A 13,813-nucleotide genomic window follows, 5' to 3' on the forward strand; every position below is an offset into this window, starting at 1 on the left:
GGATGCGAGTGCTCCATACGGCGGACTGGCACTTCGGGCGGACGCTCGAAGGGCGCAGCCGAATGGCCGAGCAGGAGGAATTCGTCGACGAGCTGGTACGCGTCGCGCAAGAGGAAGAAGCAGATCTCGTGCTCGTCGCCGGCGATGTTTACGACTCCGTGAACCCCCCTGCGGCGGCTGAAGAACTGTACTACGACGCGCTCGCCCGGCTGTCCGACGGCGGACGGCGCGCGGTGGCCGTCATCGCCGGCAACCACGATCATCCGGATCGCGTGGCCGCGGCGACCCCGCTCGCGGCGCGCCACGGCGTCAGGCTCGTCGGCCTGCCTCAAGCGGAGCCGATCCGTGTCGGTGTCGCCCGTACTGGCGAAGTAGCCGTCATCGCAGCGCTGCCATACCCGTCGGAAGCGCGGCTGAACGAACTGCTCCACGCCGCGATGGACGAGGAGGGGTTGCGAGCGGCCTATTCCGACCGCGTCGGCCGGCTGATGCGGGGGATGGGGGCCGCTTTCCAGCCCGATACGGTGAATTTGGCGATGAGCCACATCTACGTGCTCGGCGGCCGGGAAACCGAATCGGAACGCCCGATCCAGGTCGGCGGCGCGTATACGATCGATCCTTCGGCTTTGCGGATCGGGCAGCAGTACACGGCGCTCGGACACTTGCACCGTCCGCAGCGAGTGGCGGGGGACGAGACGATCCGCTATAGCGGCTCTCCGCTCGGCTACAGCTTTTCGGAGGCGGGGCAGGCGAAGTCCGTCATCGTGTTCGACGCGGCGCCGGGCGTCGCGGTCGAACCGCGGGAGGTGCCGCTCTCCTGCGGCAGGCCGCTAGTCCGATGGCAGGCGCAGGGCGGTCTCGCCGACGTACACCGGTGGCTGGACGAGAAGCGGGATCCGGACGCCTGGATCGAGCTGGAGCTGTGGCTGACGGAGGCGCTCACGCTGGAGCAGATCGGCGCGCTGCGGACGAGCTGCGAAGGCTTGTTGCAGATTCGGCCCGTCTATGCGGCGCAGGACCGGGAGGAGGGCGAGGCCCGCGCCGAGCGGGGCGGTTTGCCGCCGGAGGAGCTGTTCCGCCGGTTTTACCGCCGCCAGACCAACGGCGGGGAAGCCGACGAGGCGCTCGTCGGGCTGTTTCTGGAGCTGATCCAAGGCGACGCGGAGAGGGAGGAGGACGAGGCATGAAGCCGATCTTGCTGGAGCTGGCGGGCATTCAGAGCTACAGGGAAAAGCAGACGGTCGACTTCGAGCGGCTCTGCCAGGGCGGCGTATTCGGCATTTTCGGCCCGACGGGCAGCGGCAAGTCTTCGATCCTCGACGCGATGACGCTGGCGCTCTACGGACGGGTGGAACGCGCCCCCAAGGGGACGCAAGGCATCCTGAACGGCGCGGAGAGCAAGCTCTCCGTCGCGATGACGTTCGAGCTGTCGGGCGCGGGAGAGCGACTGCGCTACCGGGTCGAGCGACAGTACAAGCGGGCCGGCGAAGTCGCCGTCCATGGCGCGCTTTGTCGGCTCATCGAGCTGACCCCGGACGGCGAACGGGTGCTTGCCGACAAGCAGTCCGAGGTAGACGCGGAAGTGGAGCGGCTCATCGGCTTGACGATGACCGACTTCACCCGCGCCGTCGTCCTGCCGCAAGGCAAGTTCGCCGAATTTCTAACGCTCGCAGGCAAGGACCGGCGCCAGATGCTGCAGCGGCTGTTCCGGCTGGAGCGCTACGGAGACGCGCTCGCCGCCCGGTTGTCCGCCCGCGGCGAAGGCGTGCGCGTTCAGCTCAAGGAGACGGAGGCCGAGCAACTGGGGCTGGGAGACGCTTCGCCGGAAGCGATCGCCGCGGCAAACGAAAGACTGCAGGAAGCCCGCCGGGAGTCGGCGGGGCTGCGGTCCTCGCTGACTGAAGCGGAAAGCGCGCACGAGGCGCTCGGCCGCCGCCGCGAGCGGCAGCTGGAGCTGCGCCGCGTGGAGGCCGAGTGGGCGGCGCTCGCCCGCCAGGCGCCCGACATCGCCGAGCAAGAAGGGGCGGCCGCCCGGCTCGATCGCGCGGCCCAGGCGCTGCCCGCGCTCGGCGATGCAGACGAGGCCGAGCGCGAGCTGGCGGCGCGGACCCGCGAGCGCGAAGCGGCGCTGGCGGGCGCCGAGATCCAGGCGGAGCGCGCCGCAGCCGCGGCGGCGGCTTGGGAAGCCGCCCAGGCCGCTTCGGCGGCGGAAGAGCCCGCGCTGATCGGGCGGCTGGAACGGCTCGAGCAAGCCGTGCAGCTCGAGGAGGAGGCGCGGCGCTGGGAAGCCCAATGGACGGAAGCGGCCGCCGCGCTGACCGAAGGCGAGCAGCGCGGGCGGACGTTGGAGGAGCGGTACGCGCATACGGGCGAGCGGCTGCGCCAGGCGCGGGACAAGCAGCAGCGCCTGCGCACCGAGTGGGAGGCGCTGCAACCGCAGGCCGAGGCGTACAGCCGGCTGCAGGCGGCTTCCGCGCGCAAGCGGGAGGCGGACGCGGCCGCATCCGCCGCGGCGGATGCACGCCGCGAAGCCGAGGAGCGCAAACGCAAGGAAGGGGAAGCCGCCGACAGGCTGCGGCGCGCGGAGACGGCGCTGCGGGAGGCCGATGCCGAAGGTGTTTCGCTATACGAGGTGTGGGGCGAAGCCGTTCGCCTGCTGCGGAGCTTCGACGGCGCGCTAGGCGAGGCGGCTTCCGCCGCCGGCGCGGCCGCGGAACGCGAAGCGGCGCTGTCCGCCGCGGCGCGTCTGGCCGAAGGCTTGGCGCCGGGGGATGCCTGCCCCGTCTGCGGCAGCCACGACCATCCCGCGCCGGCTGCTGTCCATGCGCCTCGGGAGGACGCGGACGCTTGGGCGGTGCTGATTCGCGAGACGGACGCGCTGCGGCGCGAGATGTCCGATGCCCTCGGCCGGGCCGACTGGCACCGGACGCGGCTGGGCTCGCTTCGCGCGGATCGGTCCGAGCCAGAGCCGACTGCGCAGGCGCGGGAGGCGGCGGCCGCCAAATCGGCGTGGACGCAGGCCGCCGCAGCGCTCGCGGATTCGGACGCGGCCGCCTTCGCGGCGGCGGACGGCCTGGATGCCTGGCGCGTGCGCTTCGAGGCGCTGCGCGAGGCGTGGAATGGTTGGCGCAGCGAGCCGGAGCGACTCGCGGACCGGCAATCGGCGTGGGAAGCGGCTGCGGGCGCCGCCGCGCGCGAGCGGGACGTCGCCGCCGAAGCGGCCGCCACGGCGGCGGAAACGCTGGGAACGGCGCTGGCGAAGCTGCATTCGCACGAGCAAGCGGAGGCGGCGGCCCGGCAAAGCTGGTCGGAGACGTATCCCGACCTGACGCCGGAAGGCGTCGAAGCGGCTGCAGCTAGCGCGGCTCAAGCGGAGGAGGCTTCGCGCGAGCTTCGCAAGCGGCTAGATACGAGCGTTACGTTCATCGACGAGCAGGAGGCGACGCTGCGGGGTCTCGAGCGGGAGCGGCACGAGCTGGCCGTCCGCCTGGCGGATTCGCGCGCGCGCGCGGAAAGCCTCGCGGCGAACCGAGAGGGCGCCCTCGCCAAGCTGCGCGAGTGGACCGGCGGTACGCCCGCCGCGACGCTGCGCGCGCAGGCCCAGGAGCGGCTCGCCGCGCTGCGGTCCGCGTTCCGCGAGGCAAAGGAAGCGCACGAGGCGGCCTACCGGGCGCTGCAGGAGGCGGAGGCCGCCCGGACGTCGGCGCAGGAGCGGGCGCTGTCCGCCCTCGCCTCGCGGGAGCGGACGGCGACCCGGCTGCGGGAAACGCTGGCCGCCTGCGGCTTCGGCGAGGCGGACGAGGTCCGCGCGTTGGCGCCGCGCATCGGCGAAGCGGCCGCGCTGAAGGCGCGGATCGCCGCTTTCCGCCAACAGGAGCAGCAGCTCGCCGGCCAGCTGGAGCTCTTGCGCGGTCAGGTCACAGGCGAGCAGGTCGCCGAGGCCGACTGGACCGCGAGCGCCGAGCGGCTCGCCGCCCTGCGCGAAGCGGCCGAAGCCGGCGCCGCGGCGGTCGCCAAAGCCGAACGCGACGCGGAGGATCTCGCCGCCCGGCGGGGGCGCTGGGAAGCGCTCGAGACGCGTCGGCTGGCTCTTGCGTCCGACCAGGCCCGGCTGGCGCAGCTGCAGTCCGTCTTCCGCGGCAACGCCTTCGTCGAATACATCGCCGAAGAGCAGCTCGAGCAAGTGTGCCGCACCGCGTCGGAGCGGCTCGGCTTCCTGACGCGCAGAAGGTATGCGCTGGAGGTGGACGCGTCCGGGGGCTTCGTCATCCGCGACGATGCGAACGGCGAATTGCGGCGACCGGTATCGACGCTGTCCGGCGGCGAGACGTTCCTGACTTCGCTCGCGCTGGCGCTGGCGCTGTCCGCGCAAATCCAGCTGCGGGGCCGATATCCGCTGCAGTTCTTTTTCCTGGACGAAGGGTTCGGTACGTTGGACCAGGAACTGCTCGACACGGTCGTGACGTCGCTGGAGAAGCTTCAGCAGGACGAGCTGGCCGTGGGCGTCATTAGCCACGTGCCGGAGCTGCAAGCGCGATTGCCCAGACGCCTGCTCGTCTCTCCGGCGGAACCTGGCGGCAGGGGCAGCCGTATCACTTACTGACGATTCGCTAGCGATAGGAGAGTAATGAAAACGATGACCACCGGAAAACGAACTTACACCGTCCCGATTCTGCTGATTTTGCTGACGCTGATGGCCATCCTGATCGTCGTGCTGTTTTCGCGGCTGCTGCTGGACAACCAGTCGCTCAAGACGGAGCGGGGCCACCGTCTGGCCGAGCGGTACGCCAGCTGCCAATCGTATGCGAACGCGCTGGAGGAATACGCGTCCGGAATGCTCTCGGCGAAGGATGAAGGGAGCCGGATGGCAGCTCAAGCGCTTCAGGGCGGATTGGGTCCGACGGGCGACGAATGCCGCGGGCTCCTCTACGAAGCGGGCATCCGCGCCGGCGCTTCCAAGGAAGAGGCGCTGAACGGCGCCGCGCAGCCGATCGCCGCGATCCGGGAAAAGCTCGATCCGATCGGCAAACAAGGCGGAGAACCCGCCGCAGCCGACCGCAAGACGCTCGAAACGATCCACGGCGGCGCCGTCGAGCTGCAGCAAACGCTGCAAAGCTATGCCGTCCCGACGGGAGATCAGCGTTACCGGCAAATGCAGGCGGGCGTCGAATGGCTTCCAGTCGCCCGGCAGGCGCTGAACCAGCTGCAGCAGCTGGCCGCCGGCCTCGAATGACGGACGCGTCCCGCCCGAAGCGCCGGACGATATAGCGGAGCGTACGTAGAGAAGGGGCGAAGCAACCTTCCGGCGTTCCTTTCATCGTCCGGCTATCGCGATCTTCCGACGTCAGCCGAGATCGTCGCCTTTTGTCGGGATTTGCGTTGGACGCGCCCGGGTCGAATGCGTTAGAATGGAAGAAAGCTCAGGTTACTTGTTGGAGGTTGTACATAATGGATTGCCTGTTCTGCAAGATCGTGCAAGGAACGATCCCGTCGACCAAGGTCTACGAGGACGACCGCGTGCTCGCGTTCAAGGACATTCAGCCGCAGGCGCCCGTCCATCTGCTGGTCATCCCGAAAAAGCATATCGCCACGCTGAACGACGCCGAGCCTGCCGACGCGGAGCTGCTCGGGCACGCGGTGCTGACCGCGCAGCGGATCGCCCGGGAAGCGGGGCTGTCCGAGAGCGGATACCGGCTGATCAACAACTGCGGATCCGACGGCGGGCAAGTCGTGTTTCATGTGCATTTCCACGTGCTGGGCGGGGAAAAACTGGGGCCCCTCAACGTTCCCTCCGCGTAAGCGTAGGATGCGAACCTCGTTCGATGGGCGGAAGTTGACACTCCCTTTCTCCATCACCTATAATGAGGTTTGATAACCGTGTGTTGTGGTCTGTTCCGGAGGGAGGGAAAACAGGTGTCCGAAACGAAAGTTCGCAAAAATGAAACACTCGACGCTGCACTCCGCCGCTTTAAGCGTTCGATCGCAAAAGACGGCGTTCTCGCGGAACTGAAGAAACGCAAGCACTACGAGAAACCGAGCGTAAAGCGGAAAAAGAAATCCGAGGCTGCTCGTAAACGCAAGTTCTAGGAGGAATTTCGCAATATGAACCTCGCGGACCGTTTGAACGAAGACATGAAGCAGGCGATGAGGTCGCAGGACAAATTTCGTCTGACCACCATTCGCATGATTCGTGCGGCGGTCAAGAATCAAGAGATTGAGCTGCGCCGCCCGCTTGAGGATAACGAAGTGCTTGATATTCTGAGCCGCGAAGTCAAACAACGCAAAGATTCCCTCCAGGAATTCGGCAAAGCGGGCCGCGACGATCTCGCATCGACCGTAGCCTCAGAAATTGACATCATTACCGAGTACCTTCCCCAGCAGCTGGACGAAGAAGAAATCAAAGCCATCGTTACACAGACCATTCAAGAAACCGGTGCTTCTTCCAAAGCCGATATGGGTAAGTTAATGGGCGCGCTAATGCCCAAGGTGAAGGGACGCGCAGACGGCAAGCTCGTCAACCAGATCGTCCAGCAATTTCTGCCATGATTCTCTCGAGAACGACAGGCACTCCCTTTCGGGGGAGTGCTTTTTGCGTTTAGCTGCATCCGATCTGGCAGACAATGAAACCAATGACCTATTTTCACGTACAACATCTTAAGGAATACGGCACGGCGCCGGCTGTCCGATCAGGACAGCGACAGCAGGCCCGCCGGAAGAAGAGGAGGAATGCCTTTGCGCCATATTTCCGGATTCGGAAAAGACCCGCTAGGCCGCCGACTTTTATTGTATGCGCTGACATGGATGCTCTTGCTGCTGGCGGCGGTTCCGTTCGTCGGCCCGACGCGCCAGGCCGCCGCCGAAACGGCGGGTGAAAAGAGCGGGAATGCAGAAGGATACGTCTACGTCATTCCGATTCAGATGGAAGTGGCGAACGGACTGGCCTCCTTCGTCGAACGGGCCTTCGCGGAGGCGGAAAAGGCCGGCGCTTCGCTGATCGTCCTCGACATCGACACGCCGGGGGGCAGCCTGACGAGCGCGGAAGACATCGGCAAGCGCATCCGGTCTTCGAAGGTGGAGACGGTCGCCTTCGTGAGCGGGAAGGCCGCTTCCGCCGGCGCGTATCTCGCGCTGAACGCCGACCGGCTCGTCATGGCGCCGGGATCGACGATCGGCTCGGCCATGGTCGTGAACGGCAGCGGTCAAGCCGTGGAAAGTCCGAAGATCGTGTCCCACTGGACAAGCGAAATGGTGGCCGCCGCCGAGTTGAACGGCCGCCGGGCCGATATCGCCGCGGGCATGGTCGATCCGGAACGGACCGTCGAGATGAAGGAGATCGGCCGGACGAAGGCGAAAGGAGAGATTATTTCGCTATCGGCGGAAGAAGCCCGCAAGGTCGGCTACGCGGACGCGACGGCAGGCTCGATCCGGGAGCTGCTGGCGGAGCAGGGCTTACAGGACCGCGCGGAGGTTACACTCCATCCGACGATCCTCGAAAAAGTCGCCCAGGTGGTCACCCAGCCGGGCATCACGACGCTGCTCCTCATCCTCGGCATCGCCGGCGTTTTGATCGAACTGCTCGTTCCGGGCTTCGGCATCCCCGGCATCGTAGGCCTAGCGGCGTTCGGCCTGTATTTCTTCGGTCAAGGGATCGCCGGCTTCGCCGGCATGGAGTCGATCGTCTTCTTCCTCGTAGGCGTCGTCCTGCTGGTGCTGGAGATGTTCGTGCCGAGCTTCGGCATCCTGGGTCTGCTCGGCGCGGCGGGGCTCATCGGCGGCATCGTGACGGCCGCCTACGACACGGGAGACGCGCTTCGGTCGCTGGGCTGGGCGCTGCTCGTCGCGCTGGTGCTCGTCGCGATCGTCGCCTATATTTTCCGCCGCAAAGGCGTCTGGAACCGGTTCATCCTGAAGGAATCGCTGACCGCGGAACAAGGCTACGTGCCGCATGCGGACGCTAGGGAGAGATGGATCGGCCGGGAAGGCATTGCCTTGTCGCCGCTGCGTCCGGCCGGCATCGCGGAAGTGGACGGCAAGCGGATCGACGTCGTCACGGCGGGCGGATTCGTGGATCGCGGCCGGGCGGTGCGGGTGACCGCGGTGGACGGCACGCGCATCCTGGTTGAAGAGATTTCCTGATAGGGGCTCTTCGAATCGGGGGGTGAGCGCATTCGCGTTGACCATACTAACTTAATCTTGAATATGGAGGGATTCCATGGGTGCAGACGTTCAATTTTTGATCATCGCCGCCTTGGTTGTCATCGTGTTAATCGTGTTTTTCAGCTTTTTCCCGTTCATGCTGTGGATATCCGCGCTGGCTTCGGGCGTGCGGATCAGCATCATCACGCTGGTCGCCATGCGGCTGCGGCGAGTCATTCCGAGCCGAATCGTCAATCCGCTGATTAAGGCGACGAAAGCCGGCCTGGGCCTGAACATCAACCAGCTCGAAAGCCATTTCCTCGCCGGAGGCAACGTCGACCGCGTCGTCAACGCCTTGATCGCGGCCCAGCGGGCCAACATCCCGCTCGTTTTCGAACGGGCGGCGGCGATCGACCTTGCCGGGCGTGATGTGCTCCAAGCCGTGCAGATGAGCGTCAATCCGCGCGTCATCGAAACGCCGATCGTTTCGGCCGTCGCCAAGGACGGCATCGAGGTGAAAGTAAAGGCGAGGGTCACGGTACGCGCCAATATCGACCGTCTCGTCGGCGGCGCCGGCGAGGAGACGATCATCGCCCGCGTCGGCGAGGGCATCGTTACAACCGTGGGCAGCTCGAACTCGCACAAGGATGTCCTGGAAAATCCGGACCTCATTTCGCGCACCGTCCTGAGCAAAGGACTGGATGCGGGGACCGCTTTCGAGATCCTATCGATCGATATCGCGGACGTCGACGTCGGCAAGAACATCGGCGCCCATCTGCAGACCGAGCAGGCCGAAGCCGACAAGCGCATCGCCCAGGCGAAGGCCGAAGAACGCCGCGCCATGGCCGTCGCGCAAGAGCAGGAGATGAAGGCGAGAGTCGTCGAGATGCGGGCCAAGGTCGTCGAATCCGAGTCCGACGTTCCGCTCGCCATGGCGGAGGCGCTCCGCGGCGGCAAGATGGGCGTCATGGATTACATGAATTTGAAAAATCTCGAAGCCGACACGCATATGCGGGGATCGATCGGCGGCCGCACCGACGCGGGCCAGGATGACGGCAAAGGGGAGCGCTGATCGCCATGCAGCTGATCGAGCTTCTGCTTCGCAATTGGCCGATCCTGCTCGTGGTGCTCGGCTTTCTCGTCTCCGTGCTGCGCAAGTCGCCCCTGGAGAAGCCGCGCCGTCCCGGCACGCCCGCCAGGCCGGCGGGGCGCATGCCGGACTTCGGGGGCGGCGGCTTCCCACGTCCGCAGCAGCGGGAAGCGGAGAAGCCTCGCCGGACCGTCCCGGACGGTCCAGGCCCGTTAACGGATGGACGTGCCCCGCAGCCTGAAACGCGGCCTTCGGCCAGCGGGTTTCCCGCGCCCCCGGTTTATCGGCTGCCCGACGAAGCGAGGGAGGACGCCGGTTTTCCGGCGCCGTCCGCTTCGCCGCCTGCGTCGGCTTCCAAAGCTCGGGAAACCGGCGAGGGTATCGGCGCAAGGGCGGCCGCGGAGACCTACCGTCGTCCGGGGCCGGGGCTCGCTTCGCGTTCGTTCACCCCGCAAGACGGGCTAACCGCGTCCGTCCCGGAACAGGGAGCGATCGGCGGTGCGCCGCTGACGCAGGACGATTTGGCCCGCGCCGTCATGTGGGCCGAAATTCTCGGCCCGCCCCGCTCGCGCAAGCCGCATCGGCGGTAGTCGATAGGAGTTTGGAAGGCCGTCCCGGCTGCTGCGCCGGGGCGGCCTTTTTATTTTGTTCCGGTTCGGCAGGGAGTGTGTCTGTGCGGCAAAAGAGCGTATGTAAACTACCTACATCGGCGGGAAGTATGCTCGTGCGGCGAATGTGCGTATGTAAACTACCTACATTGGCGGTTGGCGGGCTTATTCGGCGAAAGTGCGTATGTAGGCTGCCTACATCGGCGTAAAGTGTGCTTATGCGGCGAATGTGCGTATGTAAACTACCTACTATGGCGAAAAGCGGGACGGGGCAAGGCAGCGCGCCACTCTCCCTTTATAGATTCAATCAATCAACCCGATGATATCTATCTATTTCCATATCCGTGAGCGACGACGTAAAATGAAGGCCATAGCGATGCATCATCCTACGGAGGCGAGGATCATGGGCAAACTTTATCCCCGGCTGGAGCCGGAGCACGAGCAGTTCATCCACCGTCAGCATCTGTTTTTCGTGGGTTCCGCGCCCGCGGACGGACATGTCAACCTGTCTCCCAAAGGATACGACGCCTTCCGCGTCCTCTCTCCGACCTCGGTCGCCTATCTCGATCTGACCGGCAGCGGCAACGAGACGAGCGCGCATCTGAAAGACAACGGGCGCATCACGCTCATGTTCATCGCCTTCGAAGGCCCTCCGATGGTCCTGCGGCTGTACGGCACGGGCAGAACCGTGCTGCCGGACATGCCGGAATGGGAGACGCTGATTCCCCATTTCGAGCCGTTGCCGGGTGCGAGGCAGATGATCGTCGCCGATCTTCATGCGGTCAAAACCTCCTGCGGATACAGCGTCCCCTTTTTCGAGTACGCCGGGGAGCGGGATACGCTGAAACGGTGGGCGAATCAAAAAGGCGACGCCATCGGCGCCTATCATCTGGAAAAGAATGCCGTCAGCATGGACGGCATCGTTACGCCGCTCGGCGCCTCGCTCGGCCACCGCGAGGAATAAGGGAACAGCGGCCGTTCAGCCGCCTTACAGCCGCCTATGCAGCCGCTTACGCAACCGCCTACGCAGCCGCCTACGCAACCGCCTACGCAGCCGTTCCCGCAGCCACTCTCGCAGCCGCTCCGCGGCCGGCAGCGCAAGCCGCGCTCCCAGCCCTTGCGCCCGCTGCGCAGCGTGCTATCGGCTCGCAAGGCGGTTTTCCCGCCAGAGGCATGTACCGGCTATCCGGGACATGCCTCTTGGCGTTGCAAGGCGTTCTCGCCGGTCAGACGCCGGTTCCCGCGCCAACGGCCTCATCCCCGACGCCGGCACGCCGTCGACCAAGTCGCTTCCGCCCTGCGCCTTGCGACAGTCCCGGACGGCGTTCCGCCTCATATTCACCCGCGGCTCCGCATATGTTGTACGGTACAGGAGGGAGGTCGCGTCATGCCACGTGTCGGCCGCAAGCTGCGCAAATGGACAGCCCGCATCCTCGATCTGCCGCAGGATGTGGTGCTGGATCTGCCGCGGATCACGATGATCGCGGGGCTGCAGCTCACGGTGGAGAATCATCGCGGCGTCCTTCACTTCTCCCCGCAGTCGCTCCGCCTCGCGATGGAACGGGGCGAGCTCGAAGTGACCGGCAACGACCTGGTCATTCGGACGATCGGCGGCGAAGAGGTGTTCGTAGAGGGGCAAATCACGGGCGTACTGCTTCGCCCGAAATAAGACGGCCGGCTGCTCAGGCTGCGTTTGCTTGAGAACGGGGGTCTCGCGTCTGATCGCGGGCGAGATCCGCGCGCCAGCGGGACAAGCCCGGTGTCGGGATAGAAAGGGTGGACATGGCGGATGAAAGGATTATGGGTAAGCAACGTTCGCGGCTACGTGCAATTGAAACTCGTCCGCGGGGATGCCGAAGCGCTGCTCAACGGCGTGACGGCGGCCGGCATCCGGCCTTGGGATATCGCCTACGCGCGTGACGGCGCATTGACGTTCCGGGTGACGGTCCCGGATTTTTTCCGTTTGCGTCCGCTTTTGAAGCGGACGGGCTGCCGCACCCGCATCCTCGAACGGCGGGGATTTCCGTTCCAGATGGCCCGGCTCTCCCGGCGCAAGGTATTCGCCGGCGGCCTTCTCGCGTTCGTCGCCGCGCTGTTTCTTCTGTCGATGCTCGTTTGGGACGTGCAGGTGAAGACGGAAGCCCCGATTGGGGAGGAGCAGGTTCTGCAGGCGGCCCGCCAGGAAGGGCTGCACCCCTTTCAATGGTCGTTCCTGCTGCGGGATCCGGCCACGATCGCGCACGGCATCGCGCGCCGGCTGCCCGAGGCGGCCTGGGTCGGCGTGGAGAAAAGCGGTACGCGGGTGACGATCACCGTCGTCAAATCGAACAAGCCCGAGGTCAAGAAGCCGCAAAGCCCGAGCAACCTCGTCGCCTCGACGGACGCCGTCGTCACGCGGATCGTCGCCGAGAGCGGGCGGCCGAAGGTGCAGCGCAACGAGCGCGTCCGCAAAGGCGAAGTGCTCATCTCGGGCGTCATCGGCGAGGATGGCCGGACGAAAAACGTCGTTTCCAAAGGCGAGGTCAAAGGCCTCGTCTGGCACGAATACAAGATCGTTTCCCCGCTCGCCCGCAAAGTGGAGACCTACACCGGCGAGTCGAACGAACGCGGGTACTTCGTCATCGGCAACCGGGCGCTGCAGACGTCCGGCTACAAGGCCCAGACGTTCGCCGCTTCGGAATTCCGCTCCGAGCGACGGCAGCTGCATTGGGGCAGCTGGACGCTGCCGTTCGGCTTTTTGAAGGAAAAGGAGCGCGAGGTGTCCACGATCGAAGAGACGCTGACGCCGGAGCAAGCCAAGGAAGCGGGCTTGGCCCAGGCGAGGACCGAAGTGTTGGCGGCCGCGGGACGCGGCGCAGTCATCAAGGCCGAAAAACTTTTGCATGAACATACGGAGAATGGTAAAGTGATGATAAATATTCTTTTCGAGGTCGAACAATCGATCGCCGTCGAACGTCCAATTATACAGATGTCCAACATTCAGGGGGAATGAGGCTTTTTGTCGGAAACCAAGCAAATGATCGCGATTCCTCTCCGCAATGCGGCTGAAGGATTATCCCTGTTCGGACCGCAGGACAAGTTCCTCCGGATGATCCAACAAGAGACCGATGCCGTCATTCACTCCCGCGACGCCGAGATCGTCGTGGAAGGCCCGGCGGACCAGGTCCGCTCGCTGGCGCAATTGTTCGATACGCTCTTGCAGTTGATCCGCAGCGGCCTCCAGCCGGGCGAGCGCGACGTGCGCTACGCCTGGGAGCTGGCGCGCGAGCTGAAGGCGGATCAGCTGCTTGCGCTTTTTCAAGGCGAGATTACGACGACGTTCCGCGGCAAGCCGATCGTCCCCAAGACGCTCGGCCAGCGCCACTACGTCACAACGATCCGCAAGAAGGACATCGTCTTCGGCATCGGCCCGGCCGGCACCGGCAAGACGTACCTCGCGGTCGTGTCCGCCGTGGCCTCCCTGAAGGAAGGGCGGGTCAAGCGCATCCTGCTCACGCGCCCCGCGGTCGAAGCGGGCGAGAGCCTCGGCTTTTTGCCCGGCGACCTGCAGGAGAAGGTGGATCCGTATTTGCGGCCGCTGTATGACGCGCTGAACGACGTGCTCGGGCCGGACGGCGTAGCCAAGGCGCTTGAGCGCGGGCTCATCGAGATCGCGCCGCTCGCGTACATGCGCGGACGGACGCTGGACGACTCGTTCGTCATCCTTGACGAAGCCCAGAACACGACGGGCGAGCAGATGAAGATGTTCCTGACGCGGCTCGGGGTCGGGTCGCACATGGTCATTACGGGCGACGTGACCCAGATCGACCTGCCGAAGGGCAAGAAGTCGGGGCTCAACGAAGCCCAGCGCATCCTGAAGGACATTCCGGAGATCGGCATGGTGTATTTTTCCGAGCAGGATGTCGTACGGCATGCCCTGGTCCAAAAGATCATTTTAGCGTACAACCACGACGACGAAACGAACCCGTAAAGGAGAGGA

General features: G+C 65.4%; 13 protein-coding genes. All 13 read left to right on the top strand.

Features of this window, described 5'->3' with window-relative positions; translation table 11 throughout:
• Positions 1-2: 2 nt before the first annotated feature.
• Positions 3-1,187 (top strand): exonuclease SbcCD subunit D, encoded by a 1,185-nt coding sequence (locus tag LKX83_RS06870; protein WP_227881438.1) that lies wholly within the window; start codon positions 3-5, stop codon positions 1,185-1,187.
• Positions 1,184-4,603, top strand: a complete 3,420-nt coding sequence (locus tag LKX83_RS06875) for an AAA family ATPase (RefSeq protein ID WP_227881439.1) — start codon at positions 1,184-1,186, stop codon at positions 4,601-4,603. Before LKX83_RS06870 ends, LKX83_RS06875 begins: the two co-directional genes overlap by 4 nt.
• 33 nt (positions 4,604-4,636) lie before the next feature.
• Entirely contained in the window at positions 4,637-5,233 is a 597-nt protein-coding gene (locus LKX83_RS06880) for a hypothetical protein (protein ID WP_227881440.1), read from the top strand.
• A gap of 215 nt (positions 5,234-5,448) precedes the next feature.
• Positions 5,449-5,799, top strand: coding sequence for a histidine triad nucleotide-binding protein (locus LKX83_RS06885; RefSeq protein WP_227881441.1), 351 nt, complete (start codon positions 5,449-5,451; stop codon positions 5,797-5,799).
• A 114-nt stretch (positions 5,800-5,913) separates the two neighbouring features.
• Positions 5,914-6,087 carry a 30S ribosomal protein S21 gene (rpsU, locus tag LKX83_RS06890; RefSeq protein WP_080840534.1) on the top strand — a complete coding sequence of 58 codons (174 nt, stop codon included), beginning with the start codon at positions 5,914-5,916 and terminating at the stop codon, positions 6,085-6,087.
• A 15-nt stretch (positions 6,088-6,102) separates the two neighbouring features.
• Positions 6,103-6,546 carry a GatB/YqeY domain-containing protein gene (locus tag LKX83_RS06895; RefSeq protein WP_227881442.1) on the top strand — a complete coding sequence of 148 codons (444 nt, stop codon included), beginning with the start codon at positions 6,103-6,105 and terminating at the stop codon, positions 6,544-6,546.
• A gap of 186 nt (positions 6,547-6,732) precedes the next feature.
• Positions 6,733-8,136 carry an NfeD family protein gene (locus tag LKX83_RS06900; RefSeq protein ID WP_227881443.1) on the top strand — a complete coding sequence of 468 codons (1,404 nt, stop codon included), beginning with the start codon at positions 6,733-6,735 and terminating at the stop codon, positions 8,134-8,136.
• Positions 8,137-8,212: 76 nt separating this feature from the next.
• Positions 8,213-9,208: a flotillin-like protein FloA gene (gene floA / locus LKX83_RS06905; RefSeq protein ID WP_227881444.1), complete on the top strand. Its 996-nt coding sequence runs from the start codon at positions 8,213-8,215 to the stop codon at positions 9,206-9,208.
• Between the two features lie 5 nt (positions 9,209-9,213).
• Positions 9,214-9,816 carry a hypothetical protein gene (locus tag LKX83_RS06910; protein WP_227881445.1) on the top strand — a complete coding sequence of 201 codons (603 nt, stop codon included), beginning with the start codon at positions 9,214-9,216 and terminating at the stop codon, positions 9,814-9,816.
• A gap of 421 nt (positions 9,817-10,237) precedes the next feature.
• The gene (locus LKX83_RS06915) at positions 10,238-10,798 is read left to right on the top strand and encodes a pyridoxamine 5'-phosphate oxidase family protein (RefSeq protein WP_227881446.1); all 561 of its coding nucleotides are present in this window, start codon (positions 10,238-10,240) and stop codon (positions 10,796-10,798) included.
• Between the two features lie 423 nt (positions 10,799-11,221).
• Complete coding sequence (gene yqfC, locus LKX83_RS06920; protein WP_227881447.1) at positions 11,222-11,503, top strand: sporulation protein YqfC; 282 nt, start codon at positions 11,222-11,224, stop codon at positions 11,501-11,503.
• A 120-nt stretch (positions 11,504-11,623) separates the two neighbouring features.
• The gene (gene yqfD, locus LKX83_RS06925; protein WP_227881448.1) at positions 11,624-12,826 is read left to right on the top strand and encodes a sporulation protein YqfD; all 1,203 of its coding nucleotides are present in this window, start codon (positions 11,624-11,626) and stop codon (positions 12,824-12,826) included.
• 24 nt (positions 12,827-12,850) lie between these two features.
• Positions 12,851-13,804: a PhoH family protein gene (locus LKX83_RS06930; RefSeq protein WP_227881686.1), complete on the top strand. Its 954-nt coding sequence runs from the start codon at positions 12,851-12,853 to the stop codon at positions 13,802-13,804.
• Positions 13,805-13,813: the final 9 nt, after the last annotated feature.

This window comes from Cohnella baijiui (assembly GCF_020731285.1).
Lineage (GTDB): Bacteria > Bacillota > Bacilli > Paenibacillales > Paenibacillaceae > Cohnella.

Excerpts from the sequence above, each read along its gene's own strand:
- LKX83_RS06875 (WP_227881439.1), top strand. The coding sequence starts at position 1,184 with ATGAAGCCGATCTTGCTGGAGCTGGCGGGCATTCAGAGCTACAGGGAA.
- LKX83_RS06910 (WP_227881445.1), top strand. The coding sequence starts at position 9,214 with ATGCAGCTGATCGAGCTTCTGCTTCGCAATTGGCCGATCCTGCTCGTG.
- LKX83_RS06880 (WP_227881440.1), top strand. The coding sequence starts at position 4,637 with ATGACCACCGGAAAACGAACTTACACCGTCCCGATTCTGCTGATTTTG.
- floA (WP_227881444.1), top strand. The coding sequence starts at position 8,213 with ATGGGTGCAGACGTTCAATTTTTGATCATCGCCGCCTTGGTTGTCATC.
- LKX83_RS06915 (WP_227881446.1), top strand. The coding sequence starts at position 10,238 with ATGGGCAAACTTTATCCCCGGCTGGAGCCGGAGCACGAGCAGTTCATC.
- LKX83_RS06895 (WP_227881442.1), top strand. The coding sequence starts at position 6,103 with ATGAACCTCGCGGACCGTTTGAACGAAGACATGAAGCAGGCGATGAGG.
- yqfD (WP_227881448.1), top strand. The coding sequence starts at position 11,624 with ATGAAAGGATTATGGGTAAGCAACGTTCGCGGCTACGTGCAATTGAAA.
- yqfC (WP_227881447.1), top strand. The coding sequence starts at position 11,222 with ATGCCACGTGTCGGCCGCAAGCTGCGCAAATGGACAGCCCGCATCCTC.
- LKX83_RS06930 (WP_227881686.1), top strand. The coding sequence starts at position 12,851 with ATGATCGCGATTCCTCTCCGCAATGCGGCTGAAGGATTATCCCTGTTC.
- LKX83_RS06870 (WP_227881438.1), top strand. The coding sequence starts at position 3 with ATGCGAGTGCTCCATACGGCGGACTGGCACTTCGGGCGGACGCTCGAA.
- LKX83_RS06885 (WP_227881441.1), top strand. The coding sequence starts at position 5,449 with ATGGATTGCCTGTTCTGCAAGATCGTGCAAGGAACGATCCCGTCGACC.